This window comes from Streptomyces sp. NPDC047981 (genome assembly GCF_040653315.1).
GTDB lineage: Bacteria > Actinomycetota > Actinomycetes > Streptomycetales > Streptomycetaceae > Streptomyces.
The window spans coordinates 17,071-39,062 of the sequence record NZ_JBEZNQ010000056.1 but is presented as its reverse complement, the minus strand read 5'-3'; the positions used below and the strand labels follow the sequence as shown (position 1 = coordinate 39,062).

Below are 21,992 nucleotides of genomic sequence, written 5' to 3'. Positions count from 1 at the left end.
GTCGCAGCGATGCCGTCGGGGCGGACGGTCGGCGGGACGCCCGCGGTGGCCGTCGTCGCGGCGGCGCCGTGTCGCTTCGCGCGGCTGCGGGTCAGCCGGTCGGGCAAGCAGCTGAAGATCGCTGCGCCATCTTGGTGCCGACCTTCGCGGGGCCTGTTTCAGCTCGCTGTGGGGTCCGCACCGCTTCGCTCTGTGTCGAGTTGGGCCTCGAAGGCGTCGAACAGCGAGTCCAGGCCGTACTCGAAGGTCCGCTCCGGAGCCTCGGCGAACTCCGCGCCCGGCGTCTTCAGCCGGCTGCGCAGTTCGGGGTACCGCGAGGCGACCAGGGTCGCCTGCTCCATGAACTCCCCGATCTCCTTCTCGGGGTCCCGGCCCTGCCGGGTCAGGCGCCGGGTCAGCGTCGTGGCGGCCGAGGCTCCCAGGACATTGCCCAGGACGAAGGTGAACACGGTCGCCGAGGCGCGGTCCGCCGCGGCACTGGTGAACCCCGCCTTCTCGTAGAGGGCGAGGAGGTGCGCGTCATGGCGGGCCTTGCGGTCACCGTAGAAGAGGTGTGAGCCGAAGGCCTGCACCAGCCAGGGGTGCCGGCCGAGCATGCCGTGCAGGCTGAAGGCCATCTCCTTGGCGGCGGTTCGCCAGGGGGGGGCGTCCAGGTCGGGCAGGGCCACTTCGGCCCACACTTCGTCACCGACCACGCGGACGAGGTCGTCCTTGTTCCTTACGTGCCAGTAGACGGCGGTCGCCGCAACGTCCAGCCGCTTCCCCAGGGCGCGCATGTTGAGGCCGTCGAGTCCCTCGTCGTCGAGCAGCTCGATGGCTGTCGCCGTGATCCGCTCCATGGTCAGTGCTACCCGGGCCATGTCGTGACCCTACGGCAGATCCATGGGTCCGAAGAAAGTTCGGTGAGTTCCTGCACAAAGTTCAAGAGGCCATTGAACTTAGTTAAGGAACTCGACTACCTTGCGCCCGGACCGACTTGATCACCTGTCTGGGGGGCGTCAGCATGCGCAGCACGCGTACTCTTGTTCTCTTACTCGCCTTTTGCCTGGCTGTTCTCGCGGGCATCGAATACCCCGCGCAGGCCTTCGGCCGCTGGGCAGCCGCACAGGCGAGACCCGGCCCTGGGCCGCTTCCCCACCAGGACTGGGGTTCTGCCCGCGGCCGTGCCCACCACGCGTCGGGGGATACCACCGACTCCCTCGCGCCGGGGGGCCGCAAGCGTCCGCTGACCGCCCCCGGCGAACTGCCCGCCGATGCCGGGACCGCAGCGGTCCGACTGCCGGGCGAACCCAAGCCGCCGGCGTCGGTCCCCTTCTCCCGGACCACGCCGCCCCGGCCCGCCGAGGGCGGCAGGACCGCGCCCGGCTTCGACGCCGAGGCGAGCGTCGAGGTGGCCGGCGAGCGGCGGGAGAACGCCCGCACGTTCAGCAACCCCGACGGCACCTTCACCACCCGCTTCTACAACGAGCCTGTCAACCACCGGACGCCCAACGGATCCTGGACCCCGATCGACAACCGGCTCGTCGCGCAGCCCTCGGTTGCAGGGGGCGCCGCCCCGAAGACCGGCGCCGACGCCAAGACCGGCCTGAGCGCCGGATCCGCCAAGGCCGCCCGCGACACCGCGGCCGTCCCGGGCTCCGCCGCCGGTTGGCAGACCCGCTCCACCACCCGTGAAGTCCGCTTCGCCGAACACGCGGACGCCCGGACCCTGGTGCGTATCGGCACGGGTGACCGGACGGCCGTGGGGTACGGAGTCGAGGGTGCGGCGCACACCAGGGGCCGTGCCGAGGGCAACACCGTCACCTACGCCGGCATCCGCCCGTCCGCCGACCTGGAGTTGGCTGCAGGCGACACCGGCGCGAAGGAGACCCTGGTCCTCAGGGCCGCGGACGCTCCGACGCGGTGGCGCTTCCCGCTCGACCTCCAGGGCCTGACGGCGCGGCTCGACGGCCACGGCGGCGTCGCGTTCATCGACGCGCAGGGCAAGGAGCGGGCCCGGATGCCCGCGGGCTGGATGGAAGACGCGAAGCGGCAGCCCGGCGCGAACCAGGGCGTCGTCTCGGACGGGGTCAGGTACGGGCTCGCCGAGGAGGCCGGTCGCCAGATCCTCGTCGTCACCCTCGACGACAAGTGGCTCAGGGCGCCCGAACGCGTCTTCCCCGTCCGGGTGGACCCGTCGGTCACCGGTGTGCAGGCGGCGTCCGGCACGTACGTCCAGCACCCGTACACCACCAACTTCTCCACCGACACCCTCCTGAAGGCCGGCACCTATGACGGCGGCGGCCACAAGGCGGCTTCGTTCCTGCGCTTCAACGGGCTGAACACCGGCTCCCTGAAGAACGCCTGGGTGATCGACGCGAAGCTCGCGCTCTACAACACCTGGTCGTACTCGTGCACGGCCCGCCCGGTCACCGTCCACCAGATCACCTCGAACTGGTCGGAGAGCACCACGTCCTCCTGGCCGGGGCCGTCCACCGGACCGGCGCTCGGTTCGAAGTCCTTCGCCCACGGCTGGCGCCCGGAGGGCTCCACCGGCTACCCGTGCGGGCCGGCCGCCTGGGAGGCGGTCTCTCTCGGCGCGGCCGGCCGGCAGCTCGTCGACGACTGGACCCACGGGCGTAAGCCGCACTACGGCCTCGCCGTCAAGGCATCCGCCACGGACTCCAAGAGCTGGAAGCAGTTCGGCTCCGACGACTACCCGAACGGCAAGCCCAGCCTCGACATCACCTGGTCGAAGTACGGCGCCACGTATCAGCTCGGCAGCTTCGTCACCCCGATGACGGCCACCTCCGAGGGCACGTTCAAGGTCACCGTCACCAACCGGGGCCAGCAGACCTGGCCCAAGGACGGCAACATCAAGCTGCGCTACGACCTGTACGACAGCGCGGGCAAGCTCATCGGCGACTGGGGCAGGATCCGGTGGACGCCGATGCCCGAGGACGTTCCGCCCGGCTCGTCCGTGACTCTGGACGCCAAGATCGCACCGCTCGCGCCGGCCACGTACACGCTGGTGTGGACGATGGACGACTACGGCGTCACCAGCTTCGCCGCGGACGGCGTCCCCGGTGCGGCGATGAGGTTCGAGGCCGTCAACATTCCGCCGTACCTCACCGGTGCGGCGCCGCCCAGCGGAACCGTCACCGACACCCTGACGCCGACGCTTTGGGCCTCCGCGGCGGACAAGGACCGCCATCCCGGCGCGCTCACCCACCAGTTCGAGATATGCGAGGTCGAAGGCAAGGACGCGCGCAAGAACTGCCGCAGCTCCACACCGGGCCCCTCGCAGTCCTGGACCGTGCCCTCGGGCTGGCTCAGCTGGTTCAAGACGTACGCCTGGTACGCGTACGCCCACGACGGCAAGGACCGGTCCGCCCGGCCCGGACCGGCACTGCTGACGACCCAGGTCCCGCAGCCCGCGATCACCTCCCACCTGGGCGGCTCGGACAGCGGCCGCAGCTTCGGCGAGCGCGCAGGCAACTACGTCACGGCGGCCACCGACGCCGCCGTCCCCACGATCGGCCCCGAACTCGCGGTCACCCGTACGTACAACTCCCAGGACCCGCGGACCACCAACGTCTTCGGCGCGGGCTGGGCCACCCGGTGGGACATGCGCGCCGCGGCCGAGGGCGACGGCAGCGTGGTCGTCACCAGCGGTGACGGCGCCCAGATCCGCTTCGGCCGCAACACCGACGGCAGCTACAGCGCCCCCTCCGGCTCGCTGGGCGTCCTCACCTCCGCGACCGGGGGCGGCTGGACGCTGCGGGACGCCTCCGCGGCCCTCTACACCTTCGACGCCTCCGGGCGCCTGACCCGGGTCAAGGACGGGCACAGCCGCGAGCAGGAGCTCACCTACACCGCGGGCAGGCTCACCAGGGCCACCGACGTCACCTCCGGGCGCTCCCTGTCCTTCACCTGGGAGGGCGAGCACGTGGCCGCCGCGTCCACCGATGCCGTCGGCCCGCTGGCCCCCGCGCTGACCTGGACATACAGCTACACCGGCGACCTGCTGACCAAGGTCTGCCCGCCGGCCTCCACGACCCGGTGCACGGAGTACGGGTACACGGCGGGCTCGCATGCCCGCAGCCTGGTCCTGGACGCCAACCCGACGTCCTTCTGGCGGCTCGACGAGACCGACGGCGAGAACGCGGCCAGCCAGGCCGTCTCCCGTACCGGCCGCAACGCCGCCCGCTACCGCGACGTGACCCTCGGCGCGGCCGGGGCGCCGGCCGGCACCGGGAACAAGGCGGCCTCGTTCGACGGCACCGACTCGCACGTGGAGCTGCCCGACACGACGCTGTCCGGCTCCACCGTGCTGTCCGTGGAGTTGTGGTTCAAGACCACCAAGCCGGGTGTTCTCGTCGGCTTCCAGAACAAGGCCTTGGAGGACACGAAGCCCGGGTACTACAACCCGGTCCTCGCCGTGGACGGCGCGGGCCGGCTGCGCGGCGCCTTCGAGCAGTCCGACGGCTGGTTCGCCCCGCTCGGCTCGACGGACACCGTCACCGACGACGCCTGGCACCACGCGGTCCTCGCCAGCACCGGCACCAGCCAGACCCTGTACCTCGACGGCACGGCGGTCGGCACCCGTTCCGGTCCAGTGCACCACTTCGACAAGACGTACACGTACCTCGGCGCCGGCTACTCCAAGGCCAACTGGGACGGCATCAGCCCCGAGGGCGTACGGCACTTCACCGGCCTCATGGACGACGTGGCCGTCTACCAGCGGGCCCTCGATCCGGCGACCGTCCGCGCCCACCACGCGGCACGCACCGGCACGGCCAAGCTGAGCAGGGTCACCCTGCCCTCCGGCCGCACCGGGGACCAGGTGGTCTACGACACCGACTCCGAGCGCACCACGCAGGTCACCGACGCCCGGGGCGGCACCTGGTCGGTGTCCGCGCCCACGTACGCCGCCGGCTCGCAGGCCTACGCGGACGCCGTGCTCGGCTCCGGGCCGGTCAGCTACTGGCGGCTGGGCGACACCAGCGGTGTCGCGGCGGCCGACGAGGTGTCCAGCGGAGGCAACGGCGCCTACCGCGACGGCGTGACCCTCGGCCAGACCGGCGCCTTCCTCGACGGGGACGACGCCGCCATCACCCTCGACGGCACCACCGGCGCCGTCGACTTCCCCGCCGAGCCCCTCGCCGGCGACACCGCGCTCACCGTCGAGCTGTGGTTCCGCACCGACAAGGCCGACGGCGTCCTGACCGGCCTGCAGAACGCCGAGCTCGGCGCCACCCCCACCGCCTGGAACCCCAGCCTCCTCATCGACGGGGCCGGCAAGCTCCGCGGAAAGCTGTGGAACGGCGTCAAGGGCACCGCCGTCGTCACCCCGGCGGCCGTCACCGACAACAAGTGGCATCACGCCGCCCTCACCGGCGGGCCCGCCGGCCAGACGCTGTACCTCGACGGCGCGAAGGTCGGCAGCCTGCCGGGAGCGATCAAGGCTCAGACGGTCGCGCAGGCCTACCTCGGCGCCGGCTACGCGAACCCCGACTGGGACGGACGGCCCGCGGGCACCCGGTACTTCAGCGGGCAGCTCGACGAAGCGGCCCTGTACAGCAAGGAGTTGACCGCCGCCTCGGTCGCCGACCACTACAAGGCGCGGACCCGTCTGACCTCCGGCAGCGGCGACCAGTACCGCGGCGCGGTCACTGGTGCCTCGCCGGCCGGCTACTGGAGCCTGGACGAGACCGCCGGCACCACCGTCACCAGCCGAGTCGCCGCCAACGCGGGCCACGGCACGTACACCAAGGCCGTGCTCGGCAGCACCGGCGCCTTCGGCCCTGGCGACGGATCCGCCGTCCGTTTCGACGGCGACGGCCACGCTGAACTCCCCGCCCTCACCACCACGAGCGGGGACGTCTCGGTGGGCATCTGGTTCCGCACCGGCAAGCCCGGCGTCCTGGTCTCCGACCAGTCGGCGCCGATCGCCGGGGCCACGGCCGTCACCGGCTCCTGGACACCCGTGCTGTACGTCGGCGTCGACGGGAAGCTCCACGGCGAGTACTACTCCAGCGGAGCCATCGGCGCCTCCAACGCGTCCGCCGCCACGGTGACGGACAACGAATGGCACCATGCCGTCATCACGGCGAAGTCCGGGACCCAGACCCTCTACCTGGACGGTGCCCAGGTCGCCACGAAGACCGGCGCACCCGTCAACCACCAGTCCAACAGCCGCACCTACCTGGGTGCAGGCTTCGCCAAGAGCTGGCCCTCCTCTCCTGGCGACATCAGCCACTTCACCGGAGAGCTGGACGAGGCCGCGGTCTACCGGCACGCCCTGACCGCCGAGCAGGTCGCCGACCAGTACAAGGCCCGCGCGTTCGCCGCCGGCTCCACCCTGTCCTCGACCATCACGGTCACCGACCCCACCGGAGCGAAGACCGCCAACACGTACGACGAGATCCGCGGCCGGCGCCGCACCGCCACGACCGATGCCGACGGCGGTCTGACCACCTACGGCTACGACACCGGGGGCTTCCTCCGTACCGTCACCGACCCCAACGGGCACACCACCACCACGGGCCACGACGAGCGCGGCAATGCCGTCTCCAGCACCACCTGCCGTGACGCCGACTCCTGCTGGACCTCGTTCATCGCGTACCACCACAACGCAGCCGACCCGCTCGACCTCCGCAACGGGAAGCCGACCGAGGTGCGCGACGCCCGTTCCAGCGGCCCCGCCGACAACCGCTACCGCACCACTACCACCTACACGCCACTCGGTCTGACCGACACCGTCACCCTCGCCGACGGCCGCACCAGCCGGACCGCGTACACCGACGGCAGCGAACCGGCCGTCGGCGGCGGCAGCACACCGTCCGGCCTGGTGGCGACCGCCCGGAGCGCCGGCGGCGCCACCGTCTCCTACGCGTACTACGCCAACGGCGACCTGGCTCGTACCACCGCGCCCTCCGGTCACGCCACCACGTACACGTACGACGGCATCGGCCGGAAGCTGACCGAGACCCAGATCTCCGACGCGCACCCGAACGGCGTCACGACCTCGTACGCCTACGACACGCGGTCCCGGATCTCCTCCGAGACCGGCCCCGGCGTGAAGAACGAGATCACCGGAGTCACGCACACGGCGCGGATCTCCCGCACGTACGACGCGGACGGTCTGCTGCTCAGCGAGTCGACGGAAGACACCACGGGCGGCGACGCCACCCGTACGACGACCTACCGCTACAACACGCTCGGCCTCAACGATGGCGTCACGGACGCGGCCGGCAACGAGTCGGCGTTCGTACACGACGCGCTGGGCCGGGTGGTCCGCGAGTCGGACCCGGCGGGCAACGTCGTCACGCACGCGTTCACCAAGCGCGGCCGGCTCGCCGAGTCGGTACTGAAGGACTGGACGGGCGACCCCTCGGGGGAGACCCGCGACCTCGTCCTGGTCTCGCACGCGTACGACCCGGCGGGCCGGCTGGCCGCGACGACGGACGCGATGGGCGCGACGACCGCCTACACCTACTACGACGACGGTCTGACGGCTTCCAGCACGGCGAAGCAGGTCACCCAGTCCGACGGTTCGAAGAAGGACGTCGTCCTCGGGTCGACCGTGTACGACGGGGCGGGCAACGCCGTCTCGCAGACCGCGAGCGGCGGCCGCACGACGGTCAGCACCGTCGACGCCACCGGCCGGGTCACCCGCTCGGTGTTCGACCCGAACGGCCTGAACCGGGTCACGACCGCCGCCTACGACGCGGACGACCGGGTGACCGAGTCGACCCAGTCGGTCGATGCCTCGGGCCGCCGGCTGACCTCCACGACCGAGTACGACGCGGCAGGCAACCCGACGAAGGAGACCCTCACCGACGGAACCACCACCCGTGTCACCTCGGGCACGTTCGACCAGCGGGGCCTCCCGCTGACCCAGGTCACCCCGCGGGGCAACACCGGCACCGCGCGGTACGACGTCCTCGGCCGGCTGGTCGAGACGACGGCGCCGCCCGTCCAGGCCGAGGAGAACGGCGGGGCGGCGGCCGCCGTCACCCCCCGGACCCTGGTCGGCTACAACACCTTCGGCGAGGCCACCGAGGCGCGGGACACACGCGGCCTGGTGTCCCGTACGGAGACCGACAAGCTGGGGCGCGCGGTGGCGGTCACGCTGCCCGACTACACCCCGCCGGGTGCGAGCGCGCCGATCACGGCCGTGACCCGGACCACGTACGACCAGCTGGGCAACGTGGCCTCCACGACCGACCCGCTGGGCCGTACCCGCTCCTACCAGTACGACCAGTTGGGCCACCTGGTCCGTGCCACGGATCCGGCGGTCACCGGCGGCGCGCAGGGCCTCCAGGCTTCGCGCACCGCCTCGCTGGACGGCACCGCCACGGCCCTGTCCGGCGGCGGGGTCTTCACCTACACCTGGACCCCGACCGGTCTGCCGCTCTCCGTGACCGACCCGACAGGAGCACGCACCGAGTCCACCTATGACGAACTGGGCCGCAAGCTCAGCGGCACGACCGTCGAGCGCAAGCCCACTCCGCAGAACCTCGTCTCCCGCTTCACCTGGGACGACGCGGGCAACCAGGTCGCCTCGACCACCCCGGGCGGGCGCGTGACCACCGCGACCTACGACAAGGCCGGTCAGACCCTGACGGTCACCGACCCGGCCGGCGGCGTCAGCAGTTCCGTCTACGACGGACTCGGACGGCAGACCGAGGGGAAGGACGCGACCGGCCGCAGGACCGTCACCGCGTACGACCTCGCCGGCAGCCCGGTCTCGGTGACGGACTACGGCACGGGCACGACCGCGCTGCGCACCTCCACGACCGAGTACGACGCCGACGGAAACGTCACTGCGTCGGTCTCCGCCACCGGTGCGCGCCGCACCTACACGTACGACGCCCTCGGCCGCACGACGAAGCAGGTCGAGCCGGTCACCGCGACCGACTCGATCACGACGACCTTCGGTTACGACGCGGCCGGCAACCGCACGCGCCTCACCGACGGCCGCGGCAAGGTCACGTACTACACGTTCAACGTGTGGGGTCTGCCCGAGTCCACGATCGAGCCGAGCACGGCGCAGCACTCTTCGCCGGCCAACCGTACGTGGACGAATGTCTACGACGCGGCCGGCCGGGTCGTCACCGAGCTGCTCCCCGGCAACGTCAAGCGCAAGCGGACGTACGACGAGCTGGATCGGCTGACCGGTGAGACCGGATCCGGCACCGCCGCGGCGACCAGGCCCCGCTCGCTCTCGTACGACCTGGCCGGCCGGATGACGGGCGCGGGCGGCGACGGAATCCTGGCGGGCAACACGTACGCCTACAACGACCGCGGCCAGCTGCTGTCCAGCGAGGGTCCGGGCGGCAGCTCCTCGTACGCGTACGACGCGGACGGCCGGATGACCTCCCGCACGGACGTGGCGGGCACCACGGCCTTCACGTACGACGCGGGCGGCCGCCTCGACACCACCACCGACCCGCTCACCGGCACCCGGGTGCGCAGCGAGTACGACGCGGCCGGTCGCCCGACCGCCCAGGAGTACGCACGTCCGGCGGCCGACGGGACCTGGTCGGTCGGTTCGAAGCGCTCCTACACGTACGACGCTCTGGGCCGGCTCGCGGACGACAGCCTCAAGAACACCGGCACGGGCGCCGCAGTCCAGGGCACGTCCTACGCCTACGACCTCGACAACCGGATGGTCAGGAAGACCACCACCGGTACGGCGGGCGCAGGGGAACGGACCTACGGCTACGACCTCGCAGGCCGCATGACCTCCGAGACGGCCGGCGGCGCCACCACCGCGTTCACGTGGGACAAGGCCGGCAACCTGACCAAGAAGGGTGACATCACCGCCACCTACGACTCCCGCAACCGGGTCCAGACCTGGGGGACCCAGACCTTCGACTATTCCGCACGCGGCACACTTCAGGGCGTCACCGACACCAACGGACCCTCCCGCAGCGTCAGTTCGGACGCCTTCGAGCGGACGGTCGGCAACGGGACGAGCACCTTCACGTACGACTCCCTCGACCGGGTCATGACCGGTGGCGAGAACTCCTTCAGCTACGACGGGGCCTCCAACGACCTGGTCCGGGACGGCACGTCCACGTACAGTCGGGCCCCCGGCGGGTCGCTGCTCGCCAGCGCCGTCACCGGGTCCGCGGACTCGGCACGGCTGGCCGTCACCGACCGGCACACCGATGTGATCGCGAGCCTGTCCGCGGACGGCACGTCCGTCACGTCCTCGCGGGCGTACGACTCTTTCGGCAACGTCACCGCTTCGGCGGGCGCGAACCCGTCGCTCGGCTACCAGTCGGGCTGGACGGACGCGTCCACCGGCGAGGTGAACATGGCCGCCCGCTGGTACCAGCCGGGCACCGGTGGGTTCACCAGCCGCGACACCTGGCAGCTCGACCCGGACCCCTCGGTCCAGGCGAACCGCTACACGTACGCCAACGCGAGTCCGATGAACGGGATCGACCCGACGGGCCACTCCGTCCTGGACTGCTTCGACCCGCGCCCGAGGCTCAAGTTGAGCTGGTGGCTCAGGAAGGCATCCGGGCCGGTCAGGTGCACGTTCTTCGAGGCCTATGTCGCCGGCCACGACAGCATCGGTGATGTCGGGGCCTCCTGCAACGCCAACGCGTGGGAGCGGGCTCGCTGCGCCCGGGGCCGCGGCGAGATCAGCAAGCCGTCGCCCGCACCGAGCGGGCCGCCGTCCGGGTACTCGTTCACCCGCGGCTTCCGGAAGGGGTTCAGCGGCTCCTGGAACTCCTTCGGGAACTTCGCCCGGAACTACCGGCCCGGCTCGTACTCCCACGGCAGTGGCTACGGCGGGGGCCGGAGCACGGCCCACGGGGGTGGCGGTGGCGGTGGCACACGGACGCCGGTGCGTTCCACCAAGCCGCCGAAACCGGCCGTGCCGCAGAACGTCAATCGAGGCAAGAACCCGCCGATCGCCCCGACGCACCTGCCCCGGATCGCCTGGGACACGGCCGCCGGCACGGCGACCACCCTGTCCGCCTCCCAGCCGATCGCCGCGACCATCACGGCCCAGGCCCTGCTGGACGCCGCAGCCGTGGCCGTGTTCGCCCCCGCGGTGACCGATCCCATGGACGGCCGACCCGCCACCGACACGGATCAGGACGATTCGAGGGACTGCCGTCGGAACGGCGAGGGGTGGCGCGAACTCGGTGACCTGGACACCGCCCAGGGGTCGCGTGCCACGGGTATCGAGGCCTGCCTCACCAAGGAGTGGATCGAGGCACACCCCGGCTCGGAGACGGACCCCAGTGTGAGGCCGCCCGGCTATAAGTGGGCCTATCGCTATGCGAAGGTCCTCGGTAACCGCGACAGCACACACATGTGGCGCAATGCCTGCCACCTCCTGGCGAAGACTCTCGGCGGAAGCGGAAGGGACCTTCGGAACCTGTCCACGTGCTCACGCGCGGCCAACGCGGCCCCCAATGCTCCCGGAGATCCCGGCAAACCGGTTCACATGGAAACCTATGAAGGTCGGGTGTCGAAGGCCGTGAAGAAGGAGGGGCAAGTGGTCCACTACCGCGTCACGCCCCACTACGAGGGTCCGCGGACCGTGCCGACCACCTACCGGATGCAGGCCACCGGCTACCACCGCGACGGCAGCCCGGGAGTCTCGTTCGACGTGACCATAGAGAACGAGATGTTCAGCCTGAACGACAGGAAATGGCGGAACATCGGCCGCGTCACTGATCCACGAATTCGGGGCCCCGTTCCGTTCGGGCCGGGCGACTAGTGACCGATCGGCAGTCAGAGGAAGAAATGAGCGAGTTGAGCGAGCAGTTGCAGTCGGCCCTGCCTCCCGGTCTCCACGCGGGCGACGTCGTCGACTGGGACAGCGTCGAGCACGCGTACGGCAGCCGGTTTCCGCGCGATTACATGGAATTCGTCGCGCGTTATGGACGGGGAACCGTCCAGGAGACGATCTCGGTGAGATTGCCGTCGGTGGCGGGTCCGGTACGGCCCTACACGGCCGTGACCAGGCTCGATCCGGCGCGACTGGACGCGATGTCGGACGCGTCGGAGGGCCTCGGCGCGCATCGTCTGGAGGACGTGCTCATCTGGGGCGACACCGTTGCGGCGGATACGCTGTGCTGGGTTGCGGCAGGTGACGATCCGGACAGCTGGCCGGTCGCCGTCTACAACTCGGACGACGGGTGGTGCGTGTTCGAGTGCGGAATGGTGGAATTCCTGCTCGGAATCCTGCGCGCGGAGTTCGACGTCTGCCCCATCGGTGACCTGGGCGCATGGGGCATGGCCGGAGCGGCCAAGTTCCTCCACAACCGGGAGGAGCAGCGGCTCTACGACAGCGGCATCGATCCTTGGACGGGGGAGGTCAATCCGTTCCACGGGAATGAATTCACCTACGGCGTCTGACCGACGCCTCTGACCAAGCGGCTCTCCAGGCCACGCGGCGTGCCGCTCCTCTCCGAGGGGCGGCACGCCGCGTTGTGCTCCCGGGACCGTCAGCGGCCGGACTTCGCCCGCTCGCCCCACGTCGAATCCGACAGCGCACCCGGCCGCTGCGGCTACGAGGGGCCGTCGGCGGACGAGGGCGAGCCCGGTAGGACTGGCGGCAGTAGGCGTTCGGTGAGGAACGTCAGGATCTCGTCGCGGGCGGCGAGCGTGGGGTGGCCCGTCTCGTCGACCAGGTGGGCGGTGACGACGCTGTGGGGGGTGCCGACCAGGTCGGCGAAGAAGGGCGGTGGGGTCGGGTTCGCGGCGCTGTCCGGGAGGACGCGGCCGTCGAAGGCGTCGCCGAGGAGCGCGCGGTAGGCGGCGAAGCGGCGGGCCGTGCACCAGCGGTCGCCCGCGAAGCGGTACGCGAGGACGGTGAGGCCGTCGCGGGTCAGCCGGTCACGTACCGCGCGCGCGTCCGCCGCGTCGAGTTCGAGGCCGCCGGGGTCGTCGAGCGGGAGCGACGGATGGTTGACCACGGGGGCGATCACCGCCGGCTCCAGGGCCATGGTGAGGGCGAAGTTGCCGGTGAAGCAGAGGCCGATCGCGCCGACCCCGGGCCCGCCGCAGGCGGCGTGGGCCTGGCGGGCGAGGCCGCGCAGCCACCGCGTCACCGGGCTGGTGCCGCCACCGGCGAAGGCACGGAACTCCGCGCTGACGCAGGCGCGACGGACGACCTCCCTGCCCTCCTCGACCGTCGGGTGGGCGCCGTCGGTGCCGAAGAGGGACGGTACGTGGACGGTGAAGCCGGCGTCCCGTACCCAGCGGGCGAGCCGGAGGACGTCGGGGCTGATGCCCGGCATCTCGGGCAGCACCACGACCGCGGGCCCGTCCCCGGCCACGTACACCGTCTTCTCCACCCCCTCCACTGTCATGCTCCGGCGAGTGAGATCGGTGATCGGATCGTCGGTCATGGGGACAGCGTGGACCTCGGTGCGGCCGCCCGTTGAGGGGCGGGATCGCCAGGTTCGGGGGTAATCTCGCCACCGGACGACGAGCGGTGCGTGACGGTGATGGAGGGGCGCGGACGGTGGCGGGGGAGTCGGGTGGGCTGCGGGTCGGCGTCCTCGCCTACCCGGGCTGCTTCGCCTCCGAAGTCTTCGGCGTGCCCGACCTGTTGACGATGGCCGCGCACGTCGCGGGACCCGACGCGCCCGGCTACGAGGTGTCGATCGTCTCTCCCCGGCGCCGGGTCAACGCCTCCGGCGGCGTCGGTCTCGACGTGCGTCCGCCGCGCGAGGTCGACGTCCTCGTCGTCCCCGGCTTCGAACTGGGCCCGGACGCAGACCTCGACGCACGCCTCGCCGAGCTCGCCCCCGAGATCGCGTTGATCCGCGCACGGGCCGCCACGACGGCCGTCGTCTCCCTGTGCGTGGGCGCGTTCCTGCTCGCCGAGGCCGGGCTGCTCGACGGCCGCCGGGCCACCACCTCCTGGCTGTACGCCGACGAACTGGCGCGGCGCTGCCCGCGGGCCGACGTGCGCCCGGAGCGCCTGGTCCTCACCGACACGGGTGTGACCACCACGGCCGCCTTCAGCGCGATGTACGACTTCGCCCTGGACCTGATCCGCCGGCACAGCGGCGGCCGGGTGGCCCGGGCCACGGCGCGGGTCGCGCTCGTCGACGACGCGCGGACCTCCCAGAGCCCGTACGTCGACCCCCGGCTCCTGCCACAGCCCGGCGGAGCGTTCTCCCAGCGTGTGATGCGACGGCTCGACCAGAACCTCGCCGAGCGGTACGACCTCACCGCGCTCGCCGACACCTTCCGGGTCAGCACGCGGACCCTGCTCCGGCGTTTCACCGCGGAGACCGGACGCAGCCCCCTGGCCCATCTGCAGGACTCCCGGATCCGGCGCGCCCGCCACCTCCTGGAGACCACGGACCGTACGGTCTCCGCTGTCGCCGCGGCCGTCGGCTACCAGGACCCCGGCACCTTCTCCGTGCTGTTCGCCCGCCACACCGGCCACCGCCCGAGCGCCTACCGGGCCGCCTTCCGCCGCGTGGACCGGGGGTTCACCCGCCGTGGTGGACCTCCAACGGGTCGGCCGTCCGGACCCGGTGCAGGTGGATGAGGACGTCGTAGGCACGGCCGAGGGCCAGTGCGGGCAGAGGGTCGGGGGTGAAGGTGGAGCCGGCGTCGTAGACCGGACGGGCCCGGTCGAGCCAGGCGCGGGCCGTGGCCGGTGCGGTGCGCAGGTCCAGGTAGAAGTCCCGGTGGCCGACCCGGTCCAGGGTGTGCTCGTTCATGCCGGGGCGGGCCGCCGGGACGGTGACCGGCTTCCAGGCGCCGTCGAGGGACGTGTCCTTGGTGAGGAACGAGCCGCCCGCGAAGCTGAAGCCGACCGCGGCGTAGTCGCGACCGAGACGGTCGCGCAGGACGGCGCCCTGGGTCTTCGGGTACATGTCCGGGTGCGTGGAGAGATAGCCGATGTGACCGTTGTGCGCCGACAGCAGCATCCGGTGGCCGGTCAGGCGATGCCACCACAGCACGTTGTCGGCCATGGCCCGGTCCCGCAGGCGCTCGGCGGCGGTGACCGAGGCCGGGTCGGAGAGGTCGACGGTGGCGAAGGCGAAGGTCTGCGCGATGTTCCGGGCGTGCTGCACCGCCCACGCGTGGTCGACGCCTCCCGGGTGCCCGGTCACCAGGTCGAGCGCCGTCTGGGCGCGCGCGGCGGCCTCCTGGCGTCGCGCGAGCGGCTCGCGCAGGTGGGCGAAGAAGTCGTCGAGGGGGCGCAGTTCGGCGTACAGCTCGGTGAGCCGGGGCAGCGCCTCGGGCCGGCTCCGGCGGACCGAGGAGAGGACGCGCTCGAAGATGTGGTCGCCGAGCTTCGGCGCTCCGAGGTCGTCCCCCATGAAGTGGACCTGGTGTCCTGGACGGTTGTCGTTGTGCGCGCGCATCCAGTCGATCAGACTGACGAACTCCTCACGCTCCCACGGGGATCCGGCCAGCGTCTCCTCCGCGACCCGCCGCGCGTCGCCGGGGCCGCCCTGGACGTACTCGTCGATCCTGAGCCCCGCCGACCAGCTCATCTCCAGCGCGAAGGTCGTGAACCCCCGCTCCTCCACGAGGTGTCGGAAGACACGTTCCTTCATGGCGAAGAACTCGTGCGAACCGTGCGTGGCCTCGCCGAGGCCCACCACCTTCGCCCTCCCGACCATGCCGCTCAGCGCCCGGAGATCCGTACTCCGGCCGCCGGGCTCCGTGGAACGCAGCGGGTACGCGGCCCGTTCCAGGGACCGTACGACGACGGCGTCCCCGGGCGCGGCCGCTGCGGCGGCGTCCCTGGGCGCGGCCGCTGCGCGGGGTGTGGCCGAGGCGATCGGGGTGGCCAGGGTCGTGGCGGCGAAGGCCCCCGTGAGGGCGAGCACCTCGCGTCGGCCGACCGTCTTCCCGTTCTGCTGCATGCTGATCACTCCTTGCGTGCGGCGCGCGCCTTCCCGCGCCGGTGAAGTGATCTTCGTCCGCCGGGGGCGCGCACCGCGCTGGGGCGCCCCACCGACTTCGTCCACGGGCCACCCCGGGTGCGGTGCAGGGGGATACCCCCACCCCATCCGGGCCGCTACCCGGATGGTCCGGTGGATCTTGAACGACGCAGGGTGGACGGACCCACCCGGACGAAGCCGGATCCACGAGGAAAGGACCCCTGTGTTCAGCATGACGTCAGTCGGCCGCCGTGCCGCCCGGACCGCCGCCGTCGGCGCGCTCGCCGTCGCGACCTGCGCCACCCTGATGACCGGAAGCGCCGGAGCCATCGTCAACGGGACGGATTCCACCGAGCGTTACCCGTTCATGGCGGTGATCCCGGAGTCGGCGCCGAAGCACGGACTGTACGACGGCTCCTGCGGTGCGTCGCTGATCGAAGCGGAGTGGGTGCTCACGGCAGCCCACTGCGTGCGGGGCGACGGGCTCGAGCTGGACGGGATCGTCCGGATCGGCAGCGAGCGGAGGAAGTCCGGGGGGACCGTCCGGGCCATCGACCGGATCGTCGTCCACCCCGGCTATGTGAACGGCGACGGCAAGGCCGCCAACAAGGACGACATCGCTCTGGTCCGCCTCGACCGTCCCGTCACCGAGCAGCCCGTCCGCATCGCGGAGCGGGCCGGGCGGCCCGGCACGCCGACCCGGATCCTGGGGTTCGGCACCACCTCCGACACCGAACTGAACTTCGCGGAGCGGCTGCAGGAGCTGGAGACCCGCAGGGGCACCGCCGGCGAGTGCGCCCCCGGCTACGCCGACCGGACCCGGCTGTGCACGATCAGCCGGGTGCCCCGGGCCATGGCCTGCTTCGGGGACTCCGGAGGGCCGCAACTCCAGCGGGGCCGGCACGGGCGGTGGGAACTGATCGGGGCCACCTCGGGCCCCGGCGCCCCAGGACCCGCCTGCTCGGCCGGACCGGGGCTCTACACCGACGTGCCCGCCTACGCGCACTGGATCCGGAAGATCATCAGGCACGACGCCTGACCCCGGACGGGGGGCGGATGGAACGCGCCGGTGCCCGGGAGCCTACTCCCGGGCACCGGCCGCGGCGGTCAGGACCCGGTCCGCTCCGGCGGTTCCTCGAACGCCCGCAGCAGGCGCTCCGCGGCCGTGGTCGCCGTCAACGTGCCCTCCCTGAGCCGGCGTTCGACGTCGGGGGTCAGGGCGCGTACGGCGGGGTGGGCGTGCAGGCGGCCGAGCAGCTCGTCGCGGACCATCGTCCAGGTCCAGTCGACCTGCTGGTCCCTGCGCCGGGCGGCGAGCCTGCCCGTGGAGTCGAGGAGGGTGCGGTGCTGTTCCAGGCGTTCCCAGACCGTGTCGAGCCCCGTCGACTCGCGGGCGCTGCAGTGCAGGACCGGCGGCGTCCACGCGGCGTCCGCGCCGTGCATCAGCCGCAGGGCGCCCGACAGTTCGCGGGCGGCGGCCCGGGCGTCGCGCTCGTGCGGCCCGTCCGCCTTGTTGACCGCGATCACGTCCGCCAGCTCCAGGACGCCCTTCTTGATGCCCTGGAGCTGGTCGCCCGTGCGGGCCAGGGTGAGCAGCAGGAAGGAGTCGACCATCTCGGCCACCGTCGTCTCCGACTGGCCCACGCCGACGGTCTCGACGAGGACCACGTCGTAGCCCGCGGCCTCCATCACGATGATGGACTCGCGCGTCGCCTTGGCGACCCCGCCCAGCGTCCCCGCCGTGGGCGAGGGCCGGACGAAGGCCGCCGGATCCACGGCGAGGCGCTCCATCCGCGTCTTGTCGCCGAGGATCGAGCCGCCGGTCCGGCTCGACGACGGGTCGACGGCGAGGACCGCGACCCGATGGCCCAGGCCCGTCAGCAGGGTGCCGAAGGCGTCGATGAACGTCGACTTGCCGACGCCCGGCACACCGCTGATCCCGATCCGCCGCGCCCGGCCGCTGTGCGGCAGCAGCTCCGTCAGCAACTGCTGCGCCAGCGCCCGGTGCTGGGGACGGGTGGACTCGACGAGCGTGATCGCGCGCGCCACGACGGCCCGCTTCCCGTCGAGCACGCCCTTGACGTACGCGTCGAGGGCGATCACAGCTCGTGCCCGAGGCCGTCCGACAGTCGCCGTACCAGGTCGTGGGCCGCGTCCGGGATGACCGTGCCGGGCGGGAAGACGGCCGCCGCGCCCATCTCCAGGAGGGTCGGCACGTCCTGCGGCGGGATCACCCCGCCGACCACGATCATGATGTCCTCGCGGCCCTCCGCCGCCAGCTCCTCGCGCAGCGCCGGTACGAGCGTGAGGTGGCCCGCGGCCAGCGAGGACACCCCGACGATGTGCACGTCGGCCTCGACGGCCTGCCGCGCGACCTCGGCCGGGGTCTGGAACAGCGGGCCGACGTCCACGTCGAAGCCCAGGTCGGCGAAGGCGGTGGCGATCACCTTCTGGCCGCGGTCGTGGCCGTCCTGGCCCATCTTGGCGACCAGGATGCGCGGTCGGCGGCCCTCGGCCTCGGCGAAGGCGTCGACCAGGGTGCGGGTGCGTTCGACGGACGGGGACTGTCCGGCCTCGGTGCGGTACACACCGGAGATCGTACGGATCTGGCTCGCGTGCCGTCCGTACACCTTCTCCAGGGCGTCGGAGATCTCACCGACCGTCGCCTTGGCGCGCGCCGCCCGTACGGCCAGCTCGAGGAGGTTGCCCTCGCCGCCCGCGGCCCGGGTGAGCGCCTCCAGGGCGTCCCGGCAGGCGGTCTCGTCCCGCTCCTCGCGCAGCCGCCGCAGCTTGGCGATCTGCTGGGCGCGCACGGAGGAGTTGTCGACCTTGAGCACGTCGATCTGCTCGTCCGAGTCCACCCGGTACTTGTTGACGCCGATCACCGGCTGGCGCCCGGAGTCGATGCGCGCCTGGGTGCGGGCAGCGGCCTCCTCGACGCGCAGCTTGGGAATGCCGGCGTCGATGGCCTGCGCCATGCCGCCCGCCCGCTCGACCTCCTGGATGTGCTTCCAGGCGCGGCGCGCCAGGTCGTACGTCAGCTTCTCCACGTACGCGCTGCCGCCCCACGGGTCGATGACCCGGGTGGTGCCGGACTCCTGCTGGATGAGCAGCTGGGTGTTGCGGGCGATCCGCGCCGAGAAGTCGGTGGGCAGCGCGAGCGCCTCGTCGAGGGCGTTGGTGTGCAGCGACTGGGTGTGGCCCTGGGTGGCGGCCATCGCCTCGACGCAGGTGCGCGTGACGTTGTTGAAGACGTCCTGGGCCGTGAGCGACCAGCCCGAGGTCTGCGAATGGGTGCGCAGGGAGAGCGACTTGGCGTTCTGCGGGTCGAACTGCTTGACCAGCTTGGCCCAGAGCAACCGGGCCGCCCGCATCTTGGCGATCTCCATGAAGAAGTTCATGCCGATGGCCCAGAAGAAGGAGAGCCGGGGCGCGAACGCGTCGACGTCCAGGCCCGCTTCGCGTCCCGCCCGGATGTACTCGACGCCGTCGGCGAGGGTGTACGCCAGTTCCAGGTCGGCCGTCGCGCCGGCCTCCTGGATGTGGTAGCCGGAGATGGAGATCGAGTTGTAGCGGGGCATCCGCTGCGAGGTGAAGGCGAAGATGTCGGAGATGATCCGCATCGACGGCTTCGGCGGATAGATGTAGGTGTTGCGGACCATGAACTCCTTGAGGATGTCGTTCTGGATGGTCCCGGCCAGCTTCTCGGGCGGTACGCCCTGCTCCTCCGCGGCGACGATGTACAGCGCGAGCACGGGCAGCACCGCGCCGTTCATCGTCATCGACACGGTCATCCGGTCCAGTGGGATGCCGTCGAAGAGCTGGCGCATGTCGTAGATCGAGTCGATCGCCACGCCCGCCATGCCGACGTCACCGGTCACCCGAGGGTGGTCGCTGTCGTAGCCGCGGTGGGTGGGCAGGTCGAAGGCGACCGAGAGGCCCTTCTGGCCTGCCGCCAGGTTGCGCCGGTAGAAGGCGTTCGACTCCTCGGCCGTGGAGAAGCCCGCGTACTGACGGATCGTCCAGGGCTGGTTGACGTACATCGTCGGGTAGGGGCCCCGCAGGTACGGCGCCATGCCCGGGTACGTACCGAGGAAGTCGAGGCCCTCCAGGTCCTGCCCGGTGTACAGCGGCTTGACCGCGATGCCCTCCGGGGTCTCCCAGAGCAGGTCGTCACCGCCGGCGGCCTTCTTCACGGCGGTGCGCCATTCGTCGGCGCTGCCGTCGGCGGCCGGGGTACCCAGCTCGATCCCGGAGAAGTCGGGGACGGACATCAGGACACAACTCCCATCCGGTCAAGAGTGGTGGCGAGCACGGCGACCGCGTCGCAACCCGCGAAGACATAGCTGTCGACACCCGCGTACGCGGCGGGCCGGCCCGCGAGGAACACATGCCCCGCGCCCTCGGCCCGCAGCTCGCGCGCGCGGTCCTCCGCCTGCTCCTCGTAGAGCGCGTCGCTGGAGCAGAGGCAGACCTCGCTCGCGCCGCTCTCCTCGAAGGTGCCCTCCGTGACGGCCTCGATGCCGCCCGCCTGGAAGAGATTGGCGGCGAAGGTGGCCCGTGCCGTGTGCGCGGCGGCGGGGCCGAGCGTGGCGAGGTAGATCCGCGGCCGGGCTCCGGTCGCGGCGAGGTGCGCGTCGGAACGGGCGCGCAGCGCCTCGAACGCGTCGTCGCGCCGGACCCGGGGGAGCCCGCCGGACGGCGGCTCGGGCGCGGGTTCTCGGACGACGGGGTTCTCGGCGAGGTTCGGGAACTCGCTGACGCCGGTGACGGGTTCGCGCCGCTTGGCGAGCTTCGCGCTGCGGGCCGCCCAGGTCTCGGCGAGCCGGTCCCCGATCATTCCCGAGCGCAGCGCGGCGGCCTGGCCGCCCGCGCTCTCGATGGTGCGGAAGAACTCCCAGCCCGCGTGGGCGAGTTCGTCGGTCAGCCGCTCCACGTACCAGGAGCCGCCGGCCGGGTCGATGACCCGGGCGAGGTGCGACTCCTCGACGAGGATGGTCGAGGTGTTGCGGGCGATACGGCGGGCGAACGCGTCCGGCAGGCCGAGCGCGTGGTCGAACGGCAGCACGGTGACCGACTCCGCGCCGCCCACGCCCGCGGCCAGCGTGGCCACGGTGGTGCGGAGCATGTTCACCCAGGGGTCGCGCCGGGACATCATCACCGGGGACGTCACCGCGTGCTGCCGCTGCGCGCCCGCGCCGCTCGCCCCGCTGACCTCGGCCACCCGGGCCCAGAGCCTGCGCGCGGCGCGGAACTTGGCGATGGTGAGGAACTGGTCGGCGGTGGCGGCGAACCGGAACTCCAGCTGACCGAGGGCCTGTTCGACGGTGAGCCCGGCCTCCGTGAGCTGCCGCAGGTAACTGACGCCGGTCGCGAGCGCGCAGCCGAGTTCCTGCGCGGCCGAGCCGCCGGCTTCGTGGTACGGCAACGCGTCCACGGTCAGTGCCCGCAGGCCCGGGTACTCCTCGGCGCAGCGCCGCGCGAGCCCGAGGGCGGGGGAGACGTCGTGGGACCGGCCCGTGCGGGCCTCCAGGCCGAGGGGGTCGGCGCCCAGGTTGCCGCGCGCCGCCTCCGGGGCGACGCCCCGCTCCTCGTACAGCGCGAACAGCTCGCGCGCCGCCTCCTGTACGTCCTGCCCGGCGTCGAGGACGACGGGCGCGAGGTCGAGGTAGACACCGTCGAGCGTCCGCCCGAGGCTCCCGAGCGGGATGCCGCCCTCGCCGACGACCAGCCAGAGCGAGGTGACGCCGTTCTCCAGGTCGGCGAGGACCGTGGGGGCGTCGGCGGTGGTGTGCCGCTGGCGGACGTCCCAGCCGCCGACGGTGTTCCCCTCGGCGCGGCCGGACCGGACGAACGGCGCGAAGCCGGGCAGACCGGACTCGGGTGCGGTGTCCTCGGCGGCGTAGAGGGGACGGACGCGGAGCGCGTCCTCCAGGGCGGTGGACAGGGCGTCCTCGGCCGCCGGGCCCTCCACGTCCTTGCCCGACTTGCGCAGCACGCCGGCTACCAGGTGCTGCCACTGCTCACGGGACGCGTCGGGGAATTCGGCGGCGAGGGCGAGCCCGTCGTCGGGAAGGACTGTCATGCTCGGATGTTAGGACAGCTCGCTCAAAT

The 21,992-nt window shown here is 72.0% G+C and carries 10 protein-coding genes; 4 read left to right on the top strand and 6 right to left on the bottom strand.

What is annotated here, in order from left to right:
- Positions 1 to 158: 158 nt before the first annotated feature.
- Positions 159 to 860, bottom strand: coding sequence for a TetR/AcrR family transcriptional regulator C-terminal domain-containing protein (locus AB0E14_RS27990; RefSeq protein ID WP_362423894.1), 702 nt, complete (start codon positions 858 to 860; stop codon positions 159 to 161).
- A 143-nt stretch (positions 861 to 1,003) separates the two neighbouring features.
- Between AB0E14_RS27990 and AB0E14_RS27985 the strand changes: the two genes are divergently transcribed.
- Complete coding sequence (locus AB0E14_RS27985) at positions 1,004 to 11,734, top strand: LamG-like jellyroll fold domain-containing protein (RefSeq protein WP_362423891.1); 10,731 nt, start codon at positions 1,004 to 1,006, stop codon at positions 11,732 to 11,734.
- Positions 11,735 to 11,760: 26 nt separating this feature from the next.
- A complete protein-coding gene (locus tag AB0E14_RS27980; RefSeq protein WP_362423887.1) occupies positions 11,761 to 12,375 on the top strand; it encodes a hypothetical protein in 615 nt (204 codons plus the stop codon).
- A gap of 152 nt (positions 12,376 to 12,527) precedes the next feature.
- On the opposite strand, the gene AB0E14_RS27975 is transcribed toward AB0E14_RS27980, so the two are convergent.
- Complete coding sequence (locus tag AB0E14_RS27975; protein ID WP_362423884.1) at positions 12,528 to 13,370, bottom strand: dienelactone hydrolase family protein; 843 nt, start codon at positions 13,368 to 13,370, stop codon at positions 12,528 to 12,530.
- A 116-nt stretch (positions 13,371 to 13,486) separates the two neighbouring features.
- Here AB0E14_RS27975 and AB0E14_RS27970 point away from each other — a divergent pair, with 116 nt between their 5' ends.
- Positions 13,487 to 14,527: a helix-turn-helix domain-containing protein gene (locus AB0E14_RS27970; protein ID WP_362423880.1), complete on the top strand. Its 1,041-nt coding sequence runs from the start codon at positions 13,487 to 13,489 to the stop codon at positions 14,525 to 14,527.
- Here the strand turns inward: AB0E14_RS27970 and AB0E14_RS27965 are convergent.
- Entirely contained in the window at positions 14,469 to 15,860 is a 1,392-nt protein-coding gene (locus AB0E14_RS27965; protein ID WP_362423878.1) for an erythromycin esterase family protein, read from the bottom strand. The two genes, AB0E14_RS27970 and AB0E14_RS27965, sit on opposite strands and share 59 nt — an antisense overlap.
- Positions 15,861 to 16,110: 250 nt before the next feature.
- Here AB0E14_RS27965 and AB0E14_RS27960 point away from each other — a divergent pair, with 250 nt between their 5' ends.
- Complete coding sequence (locus tag AB0E14_RS27960; protein WP_362423876.1) at positions 16,111 to 16,917, top strand: serine protease; 807 nt, start codon at positions 16,111 to 16,113, stop codon at positions 16,915 to 16,917.
- A gap of 68 nt (positions 16,918 to 16,985) precedes the next feature.
- On the opposite strand, the gene meaB is transcribed toward AB0E14_RS27960, so the two are convergent.
- Genes meaB through AB0E14_RS27945 form a run of 3 tightly spaced genes read right to left on the bottom strand, consistent with a single transcriptional unit; the run spans position 16,986 to position 21,963 of the window.
- Positions 16,986 to 17,981, bottom strand: a complete 996-nt coding sequence (gene meaB / locus AB0E14_RS27955) for a methylmalonyl Co-A mutase-associated GTPase MeaB (protein ID WP_362423874.1) — start codon at positions 17,979 to 17,981, stop codon at positions 16,986 to 16,988.
- Complete coding sequence (scpA, locus tag AB0E14_RS27950; RefSeq protein ID WP_362423871.1) at positions 17,978 to 20,152, bottom strand: methylmalonyl-CoA mutase; 2,175 nt, start codon at positions 20,150 to 20,152, stop codon at positions 17,978 to 17,980. Before scpA ends, meaB begins: the two co-directional genes overlap by 4 nt.
- A complete protein-coding gene (locus AB0E14_RS27945) occupies positions 20,152 to 21,963 on the bottom strand; it encodes a methylmalonyl-CoA mutase family protein (RefSeq protein ID WP_362423868.1) in 1,812 nt (603 codons plus the stop codon). Before AB0E14_RS27945 ends, scpA begins: the two co-directional genes overlap by 1 nt.
- Between the last annotated feature and the right edge of the window lie 29 nt (positions 21,964 to 21,992).

Excerpts from the sequence above, each read along its gene's own strand:
- AB0E14_RS27980 (WP_362423887.1), top strand. The coding sequence starts at position 11,761 with ATGAGCGAGTTGAGCGAGCAGTTGCAGTCGGCCCTGCCTCCCGGTCTC.
- scpA (WP_362423871.1), bottom strand. The coding sequence starts at position 20,152 with ATGTCCGTCCCCGACTTCTCCGGGATCGAGCTGGGTACCCCGGCCGCC.
- AB0E14_RS27985 (WP_362423891.1), top strand. The coding sequence starts at position 1,004 with ATGCGCAGCACGCGTACTCTTGTTCTCTTACTCGCCTTTTGCCTGGCT.
- AB0E14_RS27960 (WP_362423876.1), top strand. The coding sequence starts at position 16,111 with ATGACGTCAGTCGGCCGCCGTGCCGCCCGGACCGCCGCCGTCGGCGCG.
- AB0E14_RS27975 (WP_362423884.1), bottom strand. The coding sequence starts at position 13,370 with ATGACCGACGATCCGATCACCGATCTCACTCGCCGGAGCATGACAGTG.
- AB0E14_RS27990 (WP_362423894.1), bottom strand. The coding sequence starts at position 860 with ATGGCCCGGGTAGCACTGACCATGGAGCGGATCACGGCGACAGCCATC.
- AB0E14_RS27965 (WP_362423878.1), bottom strand. The coding sequence starts at position 15,860 with ATGCAGCAGAACGGGAAGACGGTCGGCCGACGCGAGGTGCTCGCCCTC.
- AB0E14_RS27945 (WP_362423868.1), bottom strand. The coding sequence starts at position 21,963 with ATGACAGTCCTTCCCGACGACGGGCTCGCCCTCGCCGCCGAATTCCCC.